Raw genomic sequence first — 20828 nt, forward strand, 5'->3', positions numbered from 1 at the left:
ATGCATGAGACTCCGCGAACCCTCATCGAAGTCCTGACCCAACGCGCCTTTGGCGAGACGGCGCACCGGAAACAGTACGCCTTCCTTGGCGACGCAGACGGCGAGGAAGCCTCGCTGAGCGCGAGGGCGCTCCACGAGCGTGCGGCGCGCATCGGCGCGTTGTTGCAGTCGCAGGGGGCGCAGGGCCAGCGGGTGTTGCTGCTGTACCCGCCGGGGTTGGACTACGTCGCGGGCTTCTTCGGCTGCCTCTACGCGGGCGCGGTGGCGGTGCCCGCGTACCCGCCGGACCCGATGCGGCTGGAGCGCACCCTGCCCCGCCTCCGCGCCATCATCCAGGACGCCGAGGCCACGGTGGTGCTCACGACGACGGGCATCCTCTCGCTGGCGGACTTCGTCTTCGAGCAGGCGCCGGACTTCCGGGCGCTGAAGTGGCTGGCCACGGATGACCTGCCCGCGGACGGCGCGTCGTCGTGGCGCGAGCCCCCGGTGGGCCCGGACACGCTGGCGTTCCTCCAGTACACGTCCGGCTCCACGGGCACGCCCAAGGGGGTGATGCTCAGCCACGCGAACCTGCTCCACAACCTGGGGCTCATCGCCGGCGCCTTCCAGACGGGCACGCACAGCTCGGGCGTCATCTGGCTGCCGCCGTACCACGACATGGGCCTCATCGGCGGCATCCTCCAGCCGCTGTTCGCGGGCTTCCCGGTGGCGCTGATGTCGCCCATGTCCTTCCTCCAGCGGCCCATGCGCTGGCTGGAGGCGGTGTCGAAGTACGGTGGCACCATCAGCGGTGGGCCGAACTTCGCCTTCGAGCTGTGCGCGCGGCGCGCCACGCCCGAGGACATCCAGGCGTTGGACCTGCGGGCCTGGGACGTGGCCTTCTGCGGCGCGGAGCCGATCCGCGCCACCACGTTGGACCGCTTCGCGGAGGTGTTCGCGCCCAGCGGGTTCCGCCGCGAGGCCTTCTACCCCTGCTATGGCCTGGCGGAAGGCACGCTCATCGTCACGGGTGAGCACAAGGGCCGCGTGCCCCGCGTGCACGTCCTTCAGGACGCCGCGCTGGGGCGGGGACAGGCCGTCCAGGCCGAGCCCGGCGCCGAGGGCTCGCGGGCCCATGTCGGCTGCGGCTTCAACCTGGCCGAGCAGCGCCTGCTCATCGTGGACCCGGAGTCGCGCGTGCCGCGTGCCGCGGGCCAGGTGGGTGAAATCTGGGTGTCCGGTGGAAGCGTCGCGCAGGGCTACTGGCGCAAGCCGGAGGACAGCGTGGACATCTTCCAGGCCGTCCCGGTGGGCGCGGAGTCCGGCCCCAGGTACCTGCGCACGGGGGACCTGGGGCTGCTGCTGGAGGACGGGCAGCTCATCGTCACCGGCCGGCGCAAGGACCTCATCATCCTGCGGGGACGGAACCTGTATCCGCAGGACGTGGAGAGCATCGTGGAGCGGGCGCACCGCAAGGTGCGTCCGGGCTGCATGGCGGCGTTCGCCATCGAGACGCCGGAGGGCGAGGCCCTGGCCGTGGTCGCGGAGGTGTCGAAGGACCTGGCATCGGGCGAGGACCCGGCCGCGCTGGGCGCCGTGGCGGACGCGCTGAGGCAGGCCATTGTCGCGGAGCTTCAAGTCCAGCCGCACACGTTGGCGCTGCTGCCGCCGGGCTCGGTGATGAAGACGTCGAGCGGGAAGATTCAGCGCTTCGCGTGCCGCGCCGCCCTGGTGTCCGGGGAGCTGCCCATCGTCTGGCGCAGCGGGACGGGGGTCATCTCGGGACCGGCGCCCTCCCCCGCGCCCGAGCCGGCTCCGGCCATCCAGCCCGCGCTCTCCCAGGAGGCGCTGGAGGCGGCGCTGCGTGAGGAGCTGGTGGCGGTGCTCGGGGCGGAGGCCGCCGGGCAGGATGCCGGCACGCCGCTGACGTTGCTGGGCCTGGATTCGTTGGGGGCGGCGGACCTCCAGGGCCGCTTGGAGAAGCGGCTGGGCGTGCGCGTCTCCATCGCCGCGCTGTTGCAGGACCTGAGCCTCCGCTCGCTGGCGGAGTCCGTCTCCGCGGAGGGCACGGGGCGCAGGCTGCCGCCGCTCCAGCACCGTCCCGCCGGGGCGGAGCCCACGCCCGCGTCCTTCACGCAGGAGCGGCTGTGGTACCTGCTCCAGTTGGATCCGGCCTGGACGTCGAACCAGATTCCGGTGGCGCTGTCGCTGCGCGGGGCGCTGGACGTGGCCGCGCTGGAGCGGGCCCTGTCGGAGGTGCTGCGCCGGCACGAGGCGCTGCGCACCACGTTCACGACGCGCGATGGCGCGCTGCTTCAGCGGGTGCATCCGCCGGCGCCTGTCCCGTTGCCGCGCCTGGACTTCACGGACACCGCTGGTGACGCGCGGCAGGCCACGCTGGAAGCCCAGGCGGTGCTGGACGCGCAGCGCCCCATGGACCTGGAGGCGGGCCCCCTGGTGCGGTGCTCGCTGCTGCGCTTCGGGCCGGAGGACCATGTCCTGCTGACCGTGCTGCACCACCTGGTGGTGGATGGCACGTCCGTCGCCCTGTTCATGCGCGAGCTGGCGGCGCTCTACGGCGCCTTCGTGGAGGGCCGCCCGTCGCCGCTGCCCGAGCCGGAGTTCCAGTACGGGGACTTCGCCGCATGGCAGCGCGCCCACTTCACGCCGAAGACGCTCTCCACGGAGCTGACGTGGTGGAAGGAGACGCTCGCCGGCGCGCCCCAGTTGCTGGCCCTGCCCACGGACAGGGCTCGGCCGCAGCGCTTGTCCGTCCATGGCGCCCGACGTCTGCGGCTGTTGCCCGCGTCCCTCATGGCCCGACTGCACGCGCTGGGGCGGCGTCAGGGCGCCACGCCGTTCATGAGCGTGATGTCCGCGCTGGCCACGGTGCTGCACCGCTGGAGCGGCCAGTCCGACTTCGTCGTCGGCACCGTCATCGCGGGCCGCGACGCGGCGGGCACGCGGGAGCTGATGGGCGACTGCACCAACTTCATCCCACTGCGTGTCCACCTGCCCGAAGCCGCGACGGGGACGGACATGCTCGCGGAGGTGAAGTCGCGGATGCTGGGGGCGCTCGCGCACGGGTACGTGCCGTTCGAGCAGATCCTGGCGGCCGTGCAGCAGCCCGGCGCGGAGCGCCGTGAGCTGTACAACGTGGGGTTCATCCTCGACGACTATGAGCTGCCGCGCGCGCTGGCCATCCGCGGTGGGCTGACGCTCGACGTGTCCCTGGTGGACAACCACACGGCCGAACTGGACATGACCTTCGAGGCGAGGCACCGCCCCGACGGCCTGTTGATTGGCTGCAAGTACTCCGCGGACCTGTTCGACGCGGAGACCGCGGACCGGCTGCTGAGCCACCTGGAGCACGTGATTCGCGGCCTGGTGGAGGCGCCCGATGCGCCGCTGACCACCCTGCCGTTGATGAGCGACGCCGAGCGGCAGCATGCGCTTCACGGCCTGAACCCTCGTATCGAAGCGCCTCCTTCCGGCACGCTGACGGAACTCATCGAAGCGCAGGCGGCGCGCACGCCGGACGCGGTGGCGGTGGTGTTCGAGTCGGAGCGGCTGACGTACCGGGAGCTGGACGCGCGTGCCAACCAGGTGGCGCACCACCTGAGGGGCCTGGGGGTGAAGCCGGAGTCGCTGGTGGGCGTGTGCCTGGAGCGCTCGGTGGACATGGTGGTGTCGCTGCTGGGCGTGCTGAAGGCGGGTGCGGCGTACGTGCCGGTGGACCCGGCGTACCCGAGGGAGCGCCTTGGGTGGATGCTGGAGGACACGGGCGCTTCGGTGCTGCTGACGCATGAGAAGTGGAAGTCGGTGCTGCCGCAGAGCGCGGCCCGGGTGGTGTGCCTGGACAGCGCGGCGGGCGAAGTCGCGCGACAGCCGGTGACGAAGCCGGACGTGCAGGTGGGCCCGGAGTCACTGGCGTACGTCATCTTCACCTCGGGCAGCACGGGGCGGCCCAAGGGGGCGATGAATGCGCACGGGGGCGTCGTCAACCGGCTGAAGTGGATGCAGGAGGAGTACGGGCTGGGCAGCGCGGACGCGGTGCTGCAGAAGACGCCCTTCAGCTTCGACGTGTCGGTGTGGGAGTTCTTCTGGCCGCTGCTGGCCGGGGCGAAGCTGGTGGTGGCGAGGCCCGGAGGCCACCAGGAGCCGGCGTACCTGGTGAAGCTGATGAAGGCGGAGGGCGTGACGACGGTGCACTTCGTGCCGTCCATGCTGAGGGCCTTCGTGGAGGAGCCGGGGCTGGAGGAGTTGGCCAGCCTGCGACGCGTGGTGTGCAGCGGTGAGGCGCTGAGCGCGGAGCTGGTGAAGAAGGCGTACGCGCGGCTGCCCGCACCGGTGCGGGTGCACAACCTCTACGGCCCGACGGAAGCGGCGGTGGACGTCACCTACTGGCCGTGCCCGCGTGGGGAAGACTTCCACCGCGTGCCCATTGGCCGGCCGGTGGCGAACACGGCGCTGTACGTCCTGGACTCGCACGGGCAGCCGACGCCCGTGGGCATTCCCGGCGAGCTGCACATCGGAGGCGTGCAGGTGGGGCGCGGGTACTGGCAGCGGCCCCAGTTGACGGCGGAGCGCTTCATACCGGATGCCTTCAGCGGCCTTCCCGGCGCCCGCCTCTACCGCACTGGCGACGTGGCGCGGTGGCTGCCGGACGGCACCCTGGAGTACCTGGGCCGAGTCGACTTCCAGGTGAAGTTGCGCGGCTTCCGCATCGAGTTGGGCGAAGTCGAAACCGTGCTCTCTGCGGACCCCGTTGTCCGCGACTCCGTGGTGTTGGTTCGCGAGGATTCGACGGGAGACCAGCGACTGGTGGCCTACGTCGTCCTGGACGAGGCGGGAGTGCCTCGGGACGTCGATGCGTCCTCCCAATGGCAGGCCGTCTACGACGAGGCCTACGCGCGCGAGACGTTGGAGAGCGAAGACCCGACCTTCAACATCGTCGGCTGGGAGGACAGCTACACCGGCGATCCGCTCCCGCCCGAGCAGATGCGCGAATGGGTGGACACCACCGTGGCGCAGATCCTCGGCTTCCAGCCCAAGCGCGTCCTCGAGCTGGGATGCGGCACCGGCTTGCTCCTGTACCGGCTGGCCCCGCGTTGCGAGGCCTACTGGGGCGTCGATTTCGCCCGGCCCGCGCTGGACCGCATCGAGCGTCAGCGCGAGCGCATGGGCGGCGCCCTGGACTCGGTCCACCTGCTGCACCGGAGCGTGGACGACTTCTCCGGCCTGGAGCCGGGCTCGTTCGACACCGTCGTCATCAACTCCGTCGCCCAGTACTTCTCCGGCCCGGACTTCCTGCTCGAGGTGCTGCGCGGCGCTGTCCGCGTCCTGAAGCCCGGGGGCCGGGTGTTCCTGGGCGATGTGCGGAGCCTGGAGCTGCTGGAGGCCTTCCGGGCCTCGGTGCGCCTGCACCGGACCGCGGGCCCCGTGGCCACGTCCCAGTTCGCCTACCGCGTCCAGCGTGACGTCCTGGAGGAGAAGGAGCTGGTCCTCTCCCCGGCCTTCTTCACCGCCCTGCCGGACCGCATCCCAGGCCTCCGGCGGGTGGAGGTGCTGCCCAAGCACGGCCGTTACGACAACGAGCTGAGCCGCTTCCGCTACGAGGTCATCCTCCACGTGGGCGATGCCTCCGAGTCTCCGGCCCGGCTGGCGAAGCCGGAGTGGGTGGACGGCGCGGGGCTCACCCTGGAGGCGCTGCGTGAGCGGCTGGGCGCGCGGCCCGGCCTGCTGGCCGTGCGGGGGCTCCCCAACGCGCGTGTCCTGGAGTCCACCCGGCTCGTCGAGCTGCTCGGCGCCACGCCTCCGCCCACCGTGGCGGGCGTGCGCGAGGCGCTGCGCGACTGGCCGGGGACTCGGGGCGTGGAGCCCGAGGACCTGTACGCCCTGGGCGCCGAGCTCGGTTACGAGGTCAGGGTGAGCTGGGCCTCCGCGCACCGGGACGGCGCGGTGGACGTCGTGTTCGCGCGGCCCGGTGAAGCGGATGCGCTCGACCTGTCCCCGGCGGCGCAGGTCTCCCGTTCGTCCTGGGATGGCCTCGCCAGCGATCCGCTTCGGGGTGCCCGGAGCGCGCGGGCGGTGAGCCGCCTCCGCGACACGCTGGCGGACACGCTGCCGCCGCACATGGTGCCCTCCTCCTTCGTGGTGCTGCCCGCCCTGCCCCTGTCTCCGAACGGCAAGGTGGACCGCAAGGCGCTGCCCGCGCCGGAGGCCGAACGCCTGGGGGCCGCGGATGCCTTCATCGCGCCCCGGACGCCCACCGAGGAGCAGGTGGCTCGCATCTTCGGGGAGATTCTGGGCCAGTCCCGCGTGGGCGCGAACGACGACTTCTTCGCGCTGGGGGGCCACTCCCTGTTGGCCACGCAGGTGGTCGTGCGCGTGCGCGCCCAGCTCAACACGGAGATCTCGTTGCGGACCCTGTTCGACGCGCCCACCGTGGCCCGTCTGGCGGAGCGCATCGGGTCGCAGTCCCAGTTGATGGAGGACGCGGAGGCCCTGGTGCCGCTGGAGCGCGGTCCGGCCGCGGACCAGGGACTGGCCATGTCCTTCGCCCAGCAGCGGCTCTGGTTCCTGGAGCAGCTCCAGCCCGGGCAGTCCGCCTACAACCTCCCCGCGGCCCTCCGGCTGACGGGCCGGCTGGACGTGGACGCCTTGCAGCGCACCTTCCTGGAGGTGGTGCGGCGTCACGAAGCGGTGCGCACCACCTTCGTTACGCACAAGGGCCAGCCTGTCCAGCGCATCCACCCGGCGCCCGCCAGGTGGCCGCTGCCCGTCGAGGACCTGCGCGGCCTGGCGCCCGAAGCCCGGGACGCAGCCGTGAAGGCCCGCATGGTCGAGGAGGCCCACCACGCCTTCAACCTGGAGCAGGGTCCGCTGCTGCGCACCGTGCTGCTCCACACGGGGGCGGACGAGCACGTCCTGCTGCTGTGCATGCACCACATCATCTCGGACGGCTGGTCCGTGGGCGTGCTGGTGCGGGAAGTGGCCGCGCTGTATGAGGCGCTGTCGCAGGGCCAGGCGTCTCCGCTCCCGGCGCTGACGGTGCAGTACGCGGACTACGCCGCGTGGCAGCGGCGCGTGTTGGACGACGGACCGGCGTTGAAGCCGCGGTTGGACTGGTGGCGCTCACGGCTCGAGGGCGTGCCCACGTTGGAGCTGCCCACGGACTGCCCGCGCCCGGCTACGCGCACGCAGCGCGGGGCCACCCATGCCTTCACGATGCCGCCCGCGTTGGTGAGCGGACTGGAGCGCGTGGGGCAGGCCCAGGGGGCGACGCTGTTCATGGTGCTGATGGCGGGCTGGCAGGCGCTGCTGGCGCGCTACTCCGGGCAGACGGACTTCTGTGTGGGCACCCCGGTGGCCCATCGCACGCGGCCCGAGCTCGAAGGGCTCATCGGCTTCTTCGTCAACACCCTGGCGCTGCGCGCGAACGTGGACGGCGATCCGCGCTTCGATGAGTTGGTGGCGCGCGTCCGCGAGGAGTCGCTGGCGGCGTTCTCGCATCAGGACGTGCCCTTCGACAGGCTGGTGGAGGAGCTGGGGGGACAGCGCGACCTGTCGCGCACGCCGCTGTTCCAAGCCGCCTTCACGCTCCAGAACGCGCCGATGCAGCCGCCGTCGCTGCCGGGCCTTGCCGTCGACGTGCTGCGCACGGGCACGGACACCTCCCGGTTCGACGTGACGCTGTTGCTGGTGGAGCGTGGCGGACGGTTGGAGGGAGAGCTGGAGTACAGCCTGGACCTGTTCACGCCGGAGACGGCGCGGCGCATGGTGGAGCACTTCCAGCGGCTGCTCCGAGGCGTCGTGGAGGACGTGACGTGCCGCATCAGCGCGGTGGCCCTGTGGAGTGAGGCCGAGGGACATGACGTGCTCGTGGCCTGGAACGACACGGCCGCGCCCTACCCCGCGGACACCACTGTCCATCAGCACTTCATGGAGCAGGCGCGGCGGACGCCGCATGCCATCGCCGTGGAGCACGAGGGGCGGACGCTGACGTACGCGGAGCTGGATGAACGCTCCAACCAGCTCGCGCACCACCTGCGCACGCTGGGCCTGGGGGCGGAGTCGCGCGTGGGCGTGTTCCTGCACCGGGGTCTGGACATGGTGGTGGGCCTGCTGGGGATTCTGAAGGCGGGCGGCGCCTACGTGCCGCTGGACCCGGAGTACCCCGCGCAGCGGTTGGCCTTCATCGCCGAGGACTCGGGCGTGGCCGCCATCCTCACCGAGGCCGCGTTGGAGGAGGAGCTTCCCGCGGGTGCGCAGCTCATCGTCCTTCTCGATGACGAGTGGGCACGGATTGAGGGCCAGCCGTCGACGCCGGTAGTAGGCGGGCACGCAGGGCTGGAGCAGCTCGCGTACGTCACCTACACGTCCGGCTCCACGGGCCTGCCCAAAGGCGTGGCGGTGACGCACCGGGGCGTGGTGCGCCTGCTCATCGGCTCTACCTTCGTGGAGCTGGGGCCCTCGGAGGTGGTGCTGCAGCTCGCGCCCCTGGCCTTTGACGCGTCCACTTTTGAAATCTGGGGCGCGCTGCTGCACGGGGCGCGCCTGGTGCTCTACCCGCAGCGCACGCCGGACCTGGCCGAATTGGGCCAGGCGCTGGTGCGTCACCAGGTGTCCGTGCTGTGGCTGACGGCGGCCCTCTTCGAGCAGATGCAGCAGTACCAGCCCGAGGCGCTGGGCAAGGTGCGTCAGCTGCTCGCCGGTGGCGATGTGCTGCCGGCGCCTCGCGTCCGGGCGCGGCTGGCGCAGGGCGTGGGGCTGGTGAATGGCTACGGCCCCACGGAGAGCACCACCTTCACCGCGTGCCACCGGATGGCGCCCGGCGACGTCGTCGGCGACTCCGTCTCCATCGGCCGGCCCATTGCCAATACGCAGGTGTACGTGCTGGACGCGGCGCTGCAGCCGGTGCCCGTGGGCGTGCCGGGTGAGGTGTACATCGGCGGTGACGGCCTCGCGCGGGGCTACCTGCGCCAGCCCGCGCTGACGGCCGAGCGCTTCGTGCCCAATCCGTTTGGCCCCGCGGGAGCCCGGCTGTACCGAGCTGGAGACAGGGCGCGGTGGCAGGCGGACGGGACGCTCCAGTTCCTGGGCCGCGTGGACTTCCAGGTGAAGCTGCGCGGCTTCCGCATCGAGCTGGGGGAGATTGAGGCGGCGCTGCGGGGGCACGCCGGGGTGGAGTCGGCCATCGCCGTGGTGCGAGAGGACGTCCCGGGCGACCGGCGGCTGGTGGCGTACGTCACGCCGGCCGACGTGGAGACGTCCGCCCTGCGAGAGCACCTGCGCCAGCGGCTGCCCGAGTACATGGTGCCCAGCGCCGTGGTGGCCCTGGCCGCACTGCCCCTGTCGCCCAACGGCAAGGTGGACCGCAAGGCCCTGCCGGCTCCGGAGGTCGCGCCGGGGACCGAGGCCTTCGTGGCGCCTCGAACGGAGCTGGAGCAGCAACTGGCGGCGCTGTTCAGCGAGGTTCTCGGCCTGGAGCGCGTGGGCCTGAACGACGACTTCTTCGAACTGGGCGGTCACTCACTGCTGGCCACCCAGGTCGTGACCCGGCTGCGCACGCAGCTCGGCGTGGAGTTGCCGCTCCGCACCTTCTTCGAGGCCCCCACCGTGGCGCGCCTCGCCACGCGCCTGGAGGCGGCGCCGCGGACCCGCACCGTGATTCCCTTGGAGCCCCTGCCCCGGCCGGCCGAGGGTGACGCGACCTTCGCCGTCTCCTTCGCCCAGCAGCGGCTCTGGTTCCTGGACCAGCTCCAGCCTGGGCAGTTCACCTACAACGTGCCCGCGTCCTTGCAGTTGAAGGGCCGGCTGGACGTGGACGCCCTGCGCCGCACCTTCCTGGAAGTGGTCCGCCGTCATGAAGCGGTGCGCACCACCTTCGGGATGCGCGACGGTCACCCCACCCAGCGCGTCCATCCAGCGCCCGCCGAGTGGCCGCTGCCCATCGAGGACCTGAGCGGCCTGGAGCCCCAGGCCCGGGAGGAGGCAGCGCGGGCCCGCATGGTCGAGGAGGCCCACCGGGCGTTCGACCTGGAGACGGGTCCCCTGCTGCGCACGGTGCTGCTGCGCACCGGGCCAGACGAGCATGTGCTGCTGCTGAGCATGCACCACATCATCTCGGACGGCTGGTCCATGGGCGTGCTCGTGCGGGAAGTGGCCGCGCTGTACGAGGCGGCGTCGCAGGGGCGCGCGGCAGCGCTGCCAGCGCTGACGGTGCAGTACGCGGACTACGCCGCGTGGCAACGCCGCGTGCTGGAAGGCCCGGCGCTGGCGCCACAGTTGGACTGGTGGCGCTCGCGACTCCAGGGCGTGCCCACGTTGGAGCTGCCCACCGACCACTCGCGGCCGGCCGTGCGCACGCTGCGCGGGGCCACCCATCCGTTCACCGTGCCGTCTGCCACGGTGGCCGAGCTGGAACGTGTGGCCTCGGCCCACAACGCCACGTTGTACATGGTGCTGATGGCGGGCTGGCAGGCGTTGCTGGCGCGCTACTCCGGGCAGATGGACTTCTGCGTGGGCACCCCGGTGGCCCATCGCACGCGGCCCGAGCTCGAAGGGCTCATCGGCTTCTTCGTCAACACCCTGGCGCTGCGCGCGAACGTAAACGGCGATCCGCGCTTCGATGAGTTGGTGGCGCGCGTCCGCGAGGAGTCGCTTGCGGCCTTCGCGAACCAGGACGTGCCCTTCGACCGGCTGGTGGAGGTGCTGGAGGGGCAGCGCGACCTGTCGCGCACCCCGCTGTTCCAGACCGCCTTCGTCCTCCAGAACGCGCCGATGCAGCCGCCGTCGCTGCCGGGCCTCGCCGTCGACGTGCTGCGCACGGGCACGGACACCGCCCGCTTCGATTTGTCGTTGCAACTGGTGGGGCGTGACGGGCGGCTGGAGGGAGAGCTGGAATACAGCCTGGACCTGTTCACGCCGGAGACGGCGCGCCGCATGGCCGAGCACTTCCAGCGGCTGCTCCAGGGCGCCGCGGAGGACGCCTCTCGCCGCATCAGCGCGGTGCCGCTGTGGACCGAGGCCGAGCGTCATGAAGTCCTCGTGGCCTGGAACGACACGGCCGCGCCCTACCCCGCGGACACCACCGTCCATCAGCGCTTCATGGAACAGGCCCGGCGGACGCCGGAGCGTGTCGCGGTGAGCTTCGAGGGGCGCTCGCTCACCTACGCGGAGCTGGACGCCCGCTCCAACCAGCTTGCCCGGCACCTGGTGTCCCTGGGGCTGGCGCCGGAGGCCCGCATTGGCGTGTGCGCGTCGCGCGGGTTGGAGCTGGTCATCGGAGTGCTCGGCGCGCTCAAGGCCGGCGGCTGCTACGTCCCCTTGGACCCGTCCTGGCCCGTCAAGCGGCTGGAGCACGCGGCCTCGACGGCGCACCTGGCCGCGGTGCTGACGTGGCAGTCGCTGTTGCCTTCCCTCAAGGAAGGCCCGTGGCACGTCGTGGCGCTGGACGCGGACGCGGCGGAGCTCGCCCGCCAGTCCTCGGAGGCGGTGCGGGTTCCCGCGTTCCCAGAGGGGTTGGCGTTCGCGACCTTCACCTCCGGGTCCACGGGCACGCCCAAGGGCGTGGCCCTGCCGCACCGGGGCTTGCTGCGGCTGAGCGAGGCCGCCCGCTTCCAGCCTCGGGCGGCCGAGGAAGTCACCCTGCAGCTCTCGCCCCTGGCCTTCGACGTCTCCAGTGTCGAGCTGTGGTGCACGCTGCTGCACGGCGGAAAGCTCGTCGTGTACCCGCCCGGGACGCCGGAGCCGGACGTGGTGGCCCGGCTCATCGTCGAGCACAAGGTGACGTGGCTCCTCCTGGCGACGTCGCTCTTCGAGCTGATGCAGCAGCACCAGCCCGAGGTCCTGGCGCAGGTGCCCCACCTGTCGGTGGGCGGCGAAGCCATGCCAGCTCCCCGGGCACGGGAGCGGTTGGCGCAGGGCGTCTCCCTGACCAATGCCTATGGGCCCACGGAATGCAGCACCATGGCCACCCAGCTCACGTTGTCGCCTGGGGACACCGTGGGCCGCTCCGTGCCCATCGGCCGGCCCATCGACAACACCGAGGCCTATGTCCTCGACCCGGCGCTGCGGCCCGTGCCGGTGGGCGTGCCGGGGGAGCTGTGCGTGGGAGGACCGGGCCTCGCGCGGGGCTACCTGCGCCGCCCGGACCTCACCGCCGAGCGCTTCATGCCTCACCCCTTCAGCGCCGAGCCCGGCGCGCGGCTGTACCGCACGGGCGACCGGGTCCGCTGGCGTCCGGACGGCACGCTGGAGTTCCTGGGCCGGTTGGACCACCAGGTGAAGGTGCGGGGCTTCCGCATCGAGCTGGGTGAAATCGAAGCCGTGCTGCGCACCCATCCCTCCGTCGCCGAGGCCACGGCCGTGGTGCGCGAGGACGCGTCCGGGGGCAAGCGCCTGGTGGCGTATGTCGTGCCGCCGCGGGCGGACATGGCCGCGCTGCGCGAGCACCTTCACCAGCAGCTACCGGAGTACATGGTCCCGTCCGCCATCGTCGGACTGGACGCCTTCCCGTTGACCTCGACTGGGAAGGTGGACCGCAAGGCCCTGCCGGCCCCGGAGCTCGGTTTGGGGGCGGCGGACTTCGTGGAGCCGCGGACGGAACTGGAGCAGCAGCTGGCGGCGTTGTTCCGCGAAGCGCTCGGCGTGGAGCGCGTCGGCGTGAACGACGACTTCTTCCTCATGGGCGGCCATTCGCTGCTGGCCACGCAGGTCGTGACCCGGCTGCGCGCGCAGCTTGGCGTGGAGCTGCCGCTCCGCACCTTCTTCGAGGCCCCCACCGTGGCGCGTCTCGCCGCGCGCTTGGAGTCCGCGCCGCGGGCCGGCACCTTGCCTCCCTTGGAGGTCCTGCCCCGGCCGGTCCAGGGGGACGCGCTCTTCGACGTCTCGTTCGCGCAGCGTCGCCTGTGGTTCATGGAGCAGCTCCAGCCCGGGCAGGTCACCTTCAACATGCCCGCGGCCTTGCGGCTGACGGGGCGGTTGGACGCGGAGGCCCTGCGCCGCACCTTCCTGGAGGTGGTGCGGCGCCATGAAGCGGTGCGCACCACCTTCGTCTCGCGTGAAGGCCAGCCGGCCCAGCGCGTCCACCCGGCGCCCGCCGAGTGGCCGCTGCCCGTCGAGGACCTGCGCGGCCTGGCGTCGCAGGCCCGGGAGGCGGCCGTGAAGGCCCGCATGGCCGAAGAGGCCCACCACGCCTTCGACCTGGAGCAGGGTCCGCTGCTGCGCACCGTGCTGCTCCACACGGGCGCGGACGAGCACGTGCTCTTGCTGTGCATGCACCACATCGTCTCGGACGGCTGGTCCATGGGCGTGCTGGTGCGGGAAGTGGCCGCGCTGTACGAGGCGCTGTCACAGGGCCAGGCGTCGCCGCTGCCCGCGCTGGCCGTGCAGTACGCGGACTACGCCGCGTGGCAACGGCGCGTGTTGGATGGGCCGGCGCTGGCGCCACAGTTGGACTGGTGGCGCTCTCGACTCCAGGGTGTTCCCACGTTGGAGCTGCCCACCGACCATGCGCGCCCCGCGGTCCGCAGCGACAAGGGCGCCTCGCACTTCTTCTCGCTGTCCCCGGAGCAGGTGGCGGGCCTGGAGCGCGTGGCCTCGGCCCACAACGCCACGCTGTACATGGTGCTGATGGCGGGTTGGCAGGCGCTGCTGGCGCGCTACTCCGGGCAGACGGACTTCTGCGTGGGGACGTCGGTGGCGGGCCGGAACCGGCCGGAGCTCGACGGGCTCATCGGCTTCTTCGTCAACACCCTGGCGCTGCGTTGCCGGCTGGACGGCGATCCGACCTTCGCCGAGCTCGTGGCCCGGGTCCGTGACGAGGCCCTGGGCGCCTTCGCGCATCAGGACGTGCAGTTCGAACACCTCGTGGACGCCGTGGGCGGTGAGCGCGACCTGTCCCGGACGCCGCTGTTCCAGACGCTGTTCGTGCTCCTGAGCTCGGACCTGATTGAGGCGCCGTCGCTTCCGGGGCTCAGCGTCGACGTGTTGCCGAGCGCGACGGACACGTCCCGGTACGACTTGACGCTCGCGCTGAGGGGGCAAGGCGCGGGGTTGGAAGGCCAGCTCGAATACAGCCTGGACCTCTTCACCGCGGACACCGCGCGCCGCCTGGTGGAGCACCTGCAGGTGCTGCTGGCGGCGGTGGCCGCGGGGGCGAGTTCGCAGCGGCTCAGTGCGCTGCCCCTGATGGAAGGTCCGGAGCGCGAGCAGGTCGTGTCGGCCTGGAATGCGACGCAGGCCGACTATCCGGTGGATGCGAGCGTGCCTTCGCTGTTCTCGGCGCAGGCGCGGCGGACGCCGCATGCCATCGCCGTGGAGCACGAGGGGCGGACGCTGACGTACGCGGAGCTGGATGAGCGCTCCAACCAGCTCGCGCACCACCTGCGCACGCTGGGCCTGGGGGCGGAGTCGCGCGTGGGCGTGTTCCTGCACCGGGGCCTGGACATGGTGGTGGGCCTGCTGGGGATTCTGAAGGCGGGCGGCGCCTACGTGCCGCTCGACCCGGAGTACCCCGCGCAGCGACTGGCCTTCATCGCCGAGGACTCGGGCGTGGCCGCCATCCTCACCGAGGCCGCGCTGGAGGAGGAGCTTCCCGCGGGTGCGCAGCTCATCGTCGTCCTGGATGACGAGCGGGCGCGGATTGAGGGCCAGCCGTCGACGCCGGTGACGGGAGGCCACGCAGGGTTGGAGCAGCTCGCGTACGTCACCTACACGTCCGGCTCCACGGGCCTGCCCAAGGGCGTGGCGGTGACGCACCGGGGCGTGGTGCGCCTGCTCATCGGCTCTACCTTCGTGGACATGGGGCCCTCGGAGGTGGTGCTGCAGCTCGCGCCCCTGGCCTTTGACGCGTCCACTTTGGAAATCTGGGGCGCGCTGCTGCACGGGGCGCGCCTGGTGCTCTACCCGCAGCGCACGCCGGACCTGGCTGAACTGGGCCAGGCGCTGGTGCGTCACCAGGTGTCCGTGCTGTGGCTGACGGCGGCCCTCTTCGACCAGATGCAGCAGTACCAGCCCGAGGCGCTGGGCAAGGTGCGTCAGTTGCTCGCCGGGGGCGACGTGCTGCCGGCGCCGCGCGTCCGCGCGCGGCTGGCGCAGGGCGTGGGGCTGGTGAATGGCTACGGCCCCACGGAGAGCACCACCTTCACCGCGTGCCACCGGATGGTGCCCGGCGACGTCGTGGGCGACTCCGTCTCCATCGGCCGGCCCATTGCCAATACGCAGGTGTACGTGCTGGACGAGGCACTGCAGCCGGTGCCCGTGGGCGTGCCGGGTGAGGTGTTCATCGGCGGTGACGGCCTCGCGCGGGGCTACCTGCGCCAGCCCGCGCTGACGGCCGAGCGCTTCGTGCCCAATCCGTTTGGCCCTGCTGGCGCGCGGCTGTACCGCGCTGGAGACAGGGCGCGGTGGCAGGCGGACGGGACGCTCCAGTTCCAGGGCCGCGTGGACTTCCAGGTGAAGCTGCGCGGCTTCCGCATCGAGCTGGGGGAGATTGAGGCGGCGCTGCGGGGGCACGCCGGGGTGGAGTCGGCCATCGCCGTGGTGCGAGAGGACGTCCCGGGAGACCGGCGGCTGGTGGCGTACGTCACGCCGGCCGACGTGGAGACGTCCGCCCTGCGGGAGCACCTGCGCCAGCGGCTGCCCGAGTACATGGTGCCCAGCGCCGTGGTGGCCCTGGCCGCCCTGCCCCTCTCGTCCAACGGCAAGGTGGACCGCAAGGCACTCCCGGCTCCGGACCTGTCGCCCACCGGGGACACTCCCGCGGAGGACCTGCCCCTGCTTCAGCAGCAGTTGGCGGCGTTGTTCCGGGAGGTGCTGCACGTCGACCGTGTGGGGCCTCATGACGACTTCTTCGAATTGGGAGGCCATTCGCTCCTGGCCACGCAGTTGGTGACGCGCATCCGCGCGGCGTTCGGCGTGGAGGTCCCGCTGCGGACCTTGTTCGAGGCTCCCTCGCTCGCGGGATTGGCTGAGCGCATCGAGGCGTTGATGATGCAGTCCTCGCGCGAGGCGATGCCGCCGCTGCTGCCCGTGCCTCGGGATGCGGCGCTGCCCCTGTCCTTCGCGCAGCAGCGCCTCTGGTTCCTGTCCCAGTTCCAGAAGGGACAGGCCGTCTACAACGTCCCCTTCGCCCTGAAGCTGTCCGGGGTGTTGGACGTGGACGTGCTGCGGCGCACCTTCGCCGAAGTCGTGGCTCGGCACGAGGTCTTGCGGACCTCCTTCTCCGCGACGGATGGACTGCCCACGCAGCAGGTGCAGCCGGCGCCAGCGGTCTGGGATCTCCCCGTGGAGGACCTGTCTTCCTTGGCGGAGCCTGCCCGCGACGCGCGCCTGCGGCAGCGGATGACGGAGGAGGCCCACTTCCCGTTCAACCTGACCGTGGCGCCCCTGCTCCGCACCGTGCTCCTCCGCCTGGACGCGGATGAACACGTGCTGCTGCTGAGCATGCACCACATCGTCTCGGACGGTTGGTCCATGGGCGTGCTGGTGCGGGAGATCGCCGTGCTCTACGCGGCGCTCCTCGAGGACCAGCCGTCTCCCCTGCCGCCCCTGGAGGTGCAGTACGCGGACTTCGCCGCGTGGCAGCGGCAGTGGGTGGAGTCGGAGGCCATCCAGACGCAGCTCGCCGAGCTGCGGAGCCACCTCGTGGGGGTCTCCGCGCTGGAGCTGCACGGCGATCTGGGCCGGCCAGCGACTCGAACCGTGCGTGGTTCGACTCATGACTTCACGGTGCCGGTGGCGCTGGCGGAAGCCCTGAAGAAGGTGGCGCGAGACCAGGGGGCCACCCTCTACATGGTGCTGCTGGCGGCCTATGAAGTCCTGCTCTCCCGCTACTCGGGGCAGACGGACTTCTGCGTGGGCAGCCCCATTGCCCACCGCACCCTGTCCGAGCTGGAGCCCTTGATTGGCTTCTTCGTCAACACGTTGGCCCTGCGGGCCCGGGTGGACGGGACGCCGACCTTCGCCGAGCTGGTGTCGCGCGTCCGCGAGGAGTCCTTGGCGGCCTACGTTCGCCAGGACGTGCCGTTCGACCGGCTGGTCGAAGCGATTGGCGGCGAGCGCGGTGGCGGCAGGTCGCCGCTCATCCAGGTGATGTTCGCCCTGCAGAACGCGCCCATGCAGCCGCCGTCGCTGCCGGGCGTGACGGTGGAGCCGCTGCGCTCCACCACGGACACGGCCCGGCTTGACCTCACCCTGGCGCTCAGGGAGCTGGGCGACGGCAGCCTGGAGGGCGCGCTGGAGTTCAGCCTCGACCTCTTCACGCCCGAAGCGGGGATGCGGCTGACCCGGCACTTCCTCACGTTGCTGGAGGCGGTCGTACGCGATCCGCAGACGCGCATTCATGCGCTTCCGATGCTCACTGACGACGAACAGCAGCAGATGCTGAAGGGCTTCCAGGGGCGGCCGATGGCGCCCGCTGGCGAGGCGACGATTCACGCGCTGCTGGAGGCGCAGGCCGCGCGCACGCCGGACGCGGTGGCGGTGGTGTTCGAGTCGGAGCGACTGACGTACCGGGAGCTGGACGCGAAGGCCAATCAGGTGGCGCACCACTTGAGGGGCCTGGGGGTTAAGCCAGAGTCGCTGGTGGGCGTGTGCCTGGAGCGCTCAGTGGACATGGTGGTGTCGCTGCTGGGCGTGCTGAAGGCCGGTGCGGCGTACGTGCCGGTGGACCCGGCGTACCCGAAGGAGCGCCTGGGGTGGATGCTGGAGGACACCGGCGCTTCGGTGCTGCTGACGCACGAGAAGTGGAAGTCGGTGCTGCCGCAGAGCGCGGCCCGGGTGGTGTGCCTGGACAGCGCGGCGGGCGAAGTCGCGCGACAGCCGGTGACGAGGCCGGACGTGCAGGTGGGCCCGGAGTCACTGGCGTACGTCATCTTCACCTCGGGCAGCACGGGCCGGCCCAAGGGGGCGATGAATGCGCACGGGGGCGTCGTCAACCGGCTGAAGTGGATGCAGGAGGAGTACGGGCTGGGCAGCGCGGACGCGGTGCTGCAGAAGACGCCCTTCAGCTTCGACGTGTCGGTGTGGGAGTTCTTCTGGCCGCTGCTGGCCGGGGCGAAGCTGGTGGTGGCGAGGCCCGGAGGGCACCAGGAGCCGGCGTACCTGGTGAAGCTGATGAAGGCGGAGGGCGTGACGACGGTGCACTTCGTGCCGTCCATGCTGAGGGCCTTCGTGGAGGAGCCGGGGCTGGAGGAGTTGGCCAGCCTGCGACGCGTGGTGTGCAGCGGCGAGGCGCTGAGCGCGGAGCTGGTGAAGAAGGCCTACACGCGGCTGCCCGCACCGGTGCGGGTGCTCAACCTCTACGGGCCGACGGAAGCGGCGGTGGAAGTGACGTACTGGCCGTGCCCGCGTGGCGAGGACTTCCACCGCGTGCCCATTGGCCGGCCGGTGGCCAACACGGCGCTGTACGTGCTGGACACGCACGGGCAGCCGACGCCCATTGGCATTCCGGGAGAGCTTCACATCGGCGGCGTGCAGGTGGGGCGCGGGTACTGGCAGCGGCCGCAGTTGACGGCGGAGCGCTTCATCCCGGACGCCTTCAGCGGCATCCCCGGCGCGCGCCTCTACCGCACCGGCGACGTGGCGCGGTGGCTGCCGGACGGCACGCTGGAGTACCTGGGCCGGGCCGACTTCCAGGTGAAGCTGCGCGGCTTCCGCATCGAGCTTGGAGAAATCGAAGCCGCGCTGCGCGCCCACCCGGATGTCCGCGACGCTGTCGCCGTGGTGCGTGAAGACGCCCCCGGCGATCAGCGCCTCGTGGCCTACGTCACGGGTGAACCGGCGCCGGACGTCACGGCGCTGCGGGCTCGGCTGGCCGAACGGCTGCCGGTCCACATGGTGCCCATGGCCATCGTGACGTTGCCGTCCCTCCCTCTCTCTCTCAACGGCAAGGTGGACCGAAAGGCCCTGCCTCGGCCGGTGACCACCCCTGCCCCCGGGGCCGTTGCCCCGCCGGTGCCCGAGCGCATGACTCCCTTCCAGCAGCGCGTCGCGACCATCTTCCGGGAACTCCTCCACGTGGAGCACGTGGGGCTGCACGATGACTTCTTCGCCTTGGGCGGCCACTCGCTCCTGGCCACGCAGGTCCTCTCCCGCCTGCGCAGCACCTTCGGCGTGGAGCTCTCGCTCAACGCGCTCTTCGACGCGCCCTCCGTGGCCCGCGTCACCGAGCTGGTCGAGGAAGGCATGCTGGTCCGCGCGTCCGGCCCCCAGACGCCGCAGCTCCGGCCGGTGCCTCGCGAAGGGAACCTGCCGCCGTCCTTCGCGCAGCAGCGGCTGTGGCTCATCGACCAGCTCCAGCCCGGTGGCAGCCAGTACAACCTGCCCGCCGCGGTCCGGCTGGAAGGCGCGTTGGACACCGAGGCCCTCCGCCGGGCCGTGGAGTACCTCGTCCGGCGCCACGAGCCGCTGCGCACGACCTTCGTGATGCGGGACGGTGACCCCATCCAGGTCATCCAGCCCGCGGGGGAGTGGGCGCTCCCGCTGACGGACCTCACCGGCCTGCCCCAGGAAGACCGCGAGGCCGAGGCGCGCCGGTTGGCCTCCACGGAGGCCGGCCAGCCGTTCGATTTGAGCACGGGGCCGCTCCTGCGCACCCTGCTGTTGAAGGTGGACGCGGAGCTGCACGTGCTGGTGCTCGTCATGCACCACATCGTGTCGGACGGCTGGTCGTTCGGCGTCATCGTGCGCGAGGTCGCCGCCGCCTACGAAGCGTTCTCCCAGGGCCGGAGCCCCGCGCTGCCGCCGCTGCCCATCCAGTACGCGGACTTCGCGGCCTGGCAGCGGCAGTGGCTCCAGGGGGACGTGCTCACCGCGCAGGTGGATTGGTGGAAGGCGCAGCTCGCCGGGGCGCCCCTGGTGCTGGACCTGCCCACCGACAAGCCTCGGACCAGCCAGCGCTCGCAGTTCGGCGAGCTGGTTCCCCTTCACCTGCCCCAGGACGTGGTGGCGCCGCTCCTCGCGTTGGCGCGTCAGGCGGGGGCCACGCCCTACATGGCGCTGCTGGCCGTGTGGCAGGTGTTGCTCGCGCGGTACAGCCGGCAGGAAGACCTGCTGGTGGGCTCGCCCATCGCGGGCCGCCGCCACGGTGAGGTCGAGGGCCTGGTCGGCTTCTTCGTCAACACGCTGGTCCTGCGGGCCCGGGTGCGGCCGAAGGACTCGTTCCGCGCGCTGCTCCAGCAGGTCCGAGACACCACCCGGGCCGCCTACGAGCACCAGGACCTGCCCTTCGAGAAGCTGGTCGAGGAGCTCCAACCCCGGAGAGGCCTGGACCGCAATCCCCTGGTCCAGACCTACTTCTCGCTGCTCAACACGCCCACGGGGCCGATGCAGGCCAGCGGCCTCACGTTGCGGCCCGCGGACGTGGACATCGGGACCTCGCGCTTCGACCTGGGGCTCGCCCTCACGGAAGACGCCGGTGGCCTGCGCGGCGCCATCGAGTACAGCACCGACCTCTTCGACCCCGCCACCGTGGCCCGCATCGCCGGGCACCTGCGTGTGCTCCTGGCGTCCGTGAGCGCCTCGCCGGACCAGCCGCTGGGCACGCTGGAGCTGCTCACCCCGGACGAGCGCCAGCAGCTCCTCCGGGATTGGAGCGGCCCTCCGGCCCGGTACGACACCGCTGACAGCACCATCGCGGAGCTCATCGCGCGGCACGCCGCCTTGCGTCCGTTCGCCGTGGCGCTGGAGTGTGGCGACGAGACGCTGACCTTCGAGCAACTGGACATGCGGGCCAACCAGCTCGCGAACCTGCTCCGTGCGCGGGGGGTGGGCACGGAGGTGCTCGTGGCCGTGAGCCTGGACCGGGGCACGGAGTGGGTCGTCGCGCTGCTCGCGGTGCT

Annotated in this window: 1 protein-coding gene (cut by a window edge); it reads left to right on the forward strand. The window is 71.7% G+C overall.

Going from position 1 to position 20828, the window contains the following annotated elements:
* Positions 1-20828, forward strand: partial view of a non-ribosomal peptide synthase/polyketide synthase gene (locus tag MYMAC_RS18775; RefSeq protein WP_420810008.1) — the 5' portion only. It continues 6247 nt past the right edge of the window; only the first 20828 of its 27075 coding nucleotides appear in the window; its start codon is at positions 1-3; its stop codon lies beyond the right edge, outside the window.

The organism is Corallococcus macrosporus DSM 14697, from assembly GCF_002305895.1.
Classification (GTDB): domain Bacteria; phylum Myxococcota; class Myxococcia; order Myxococcales; family Myxococcaceae; genus Myxococcus; species Myxococcus macrosporus.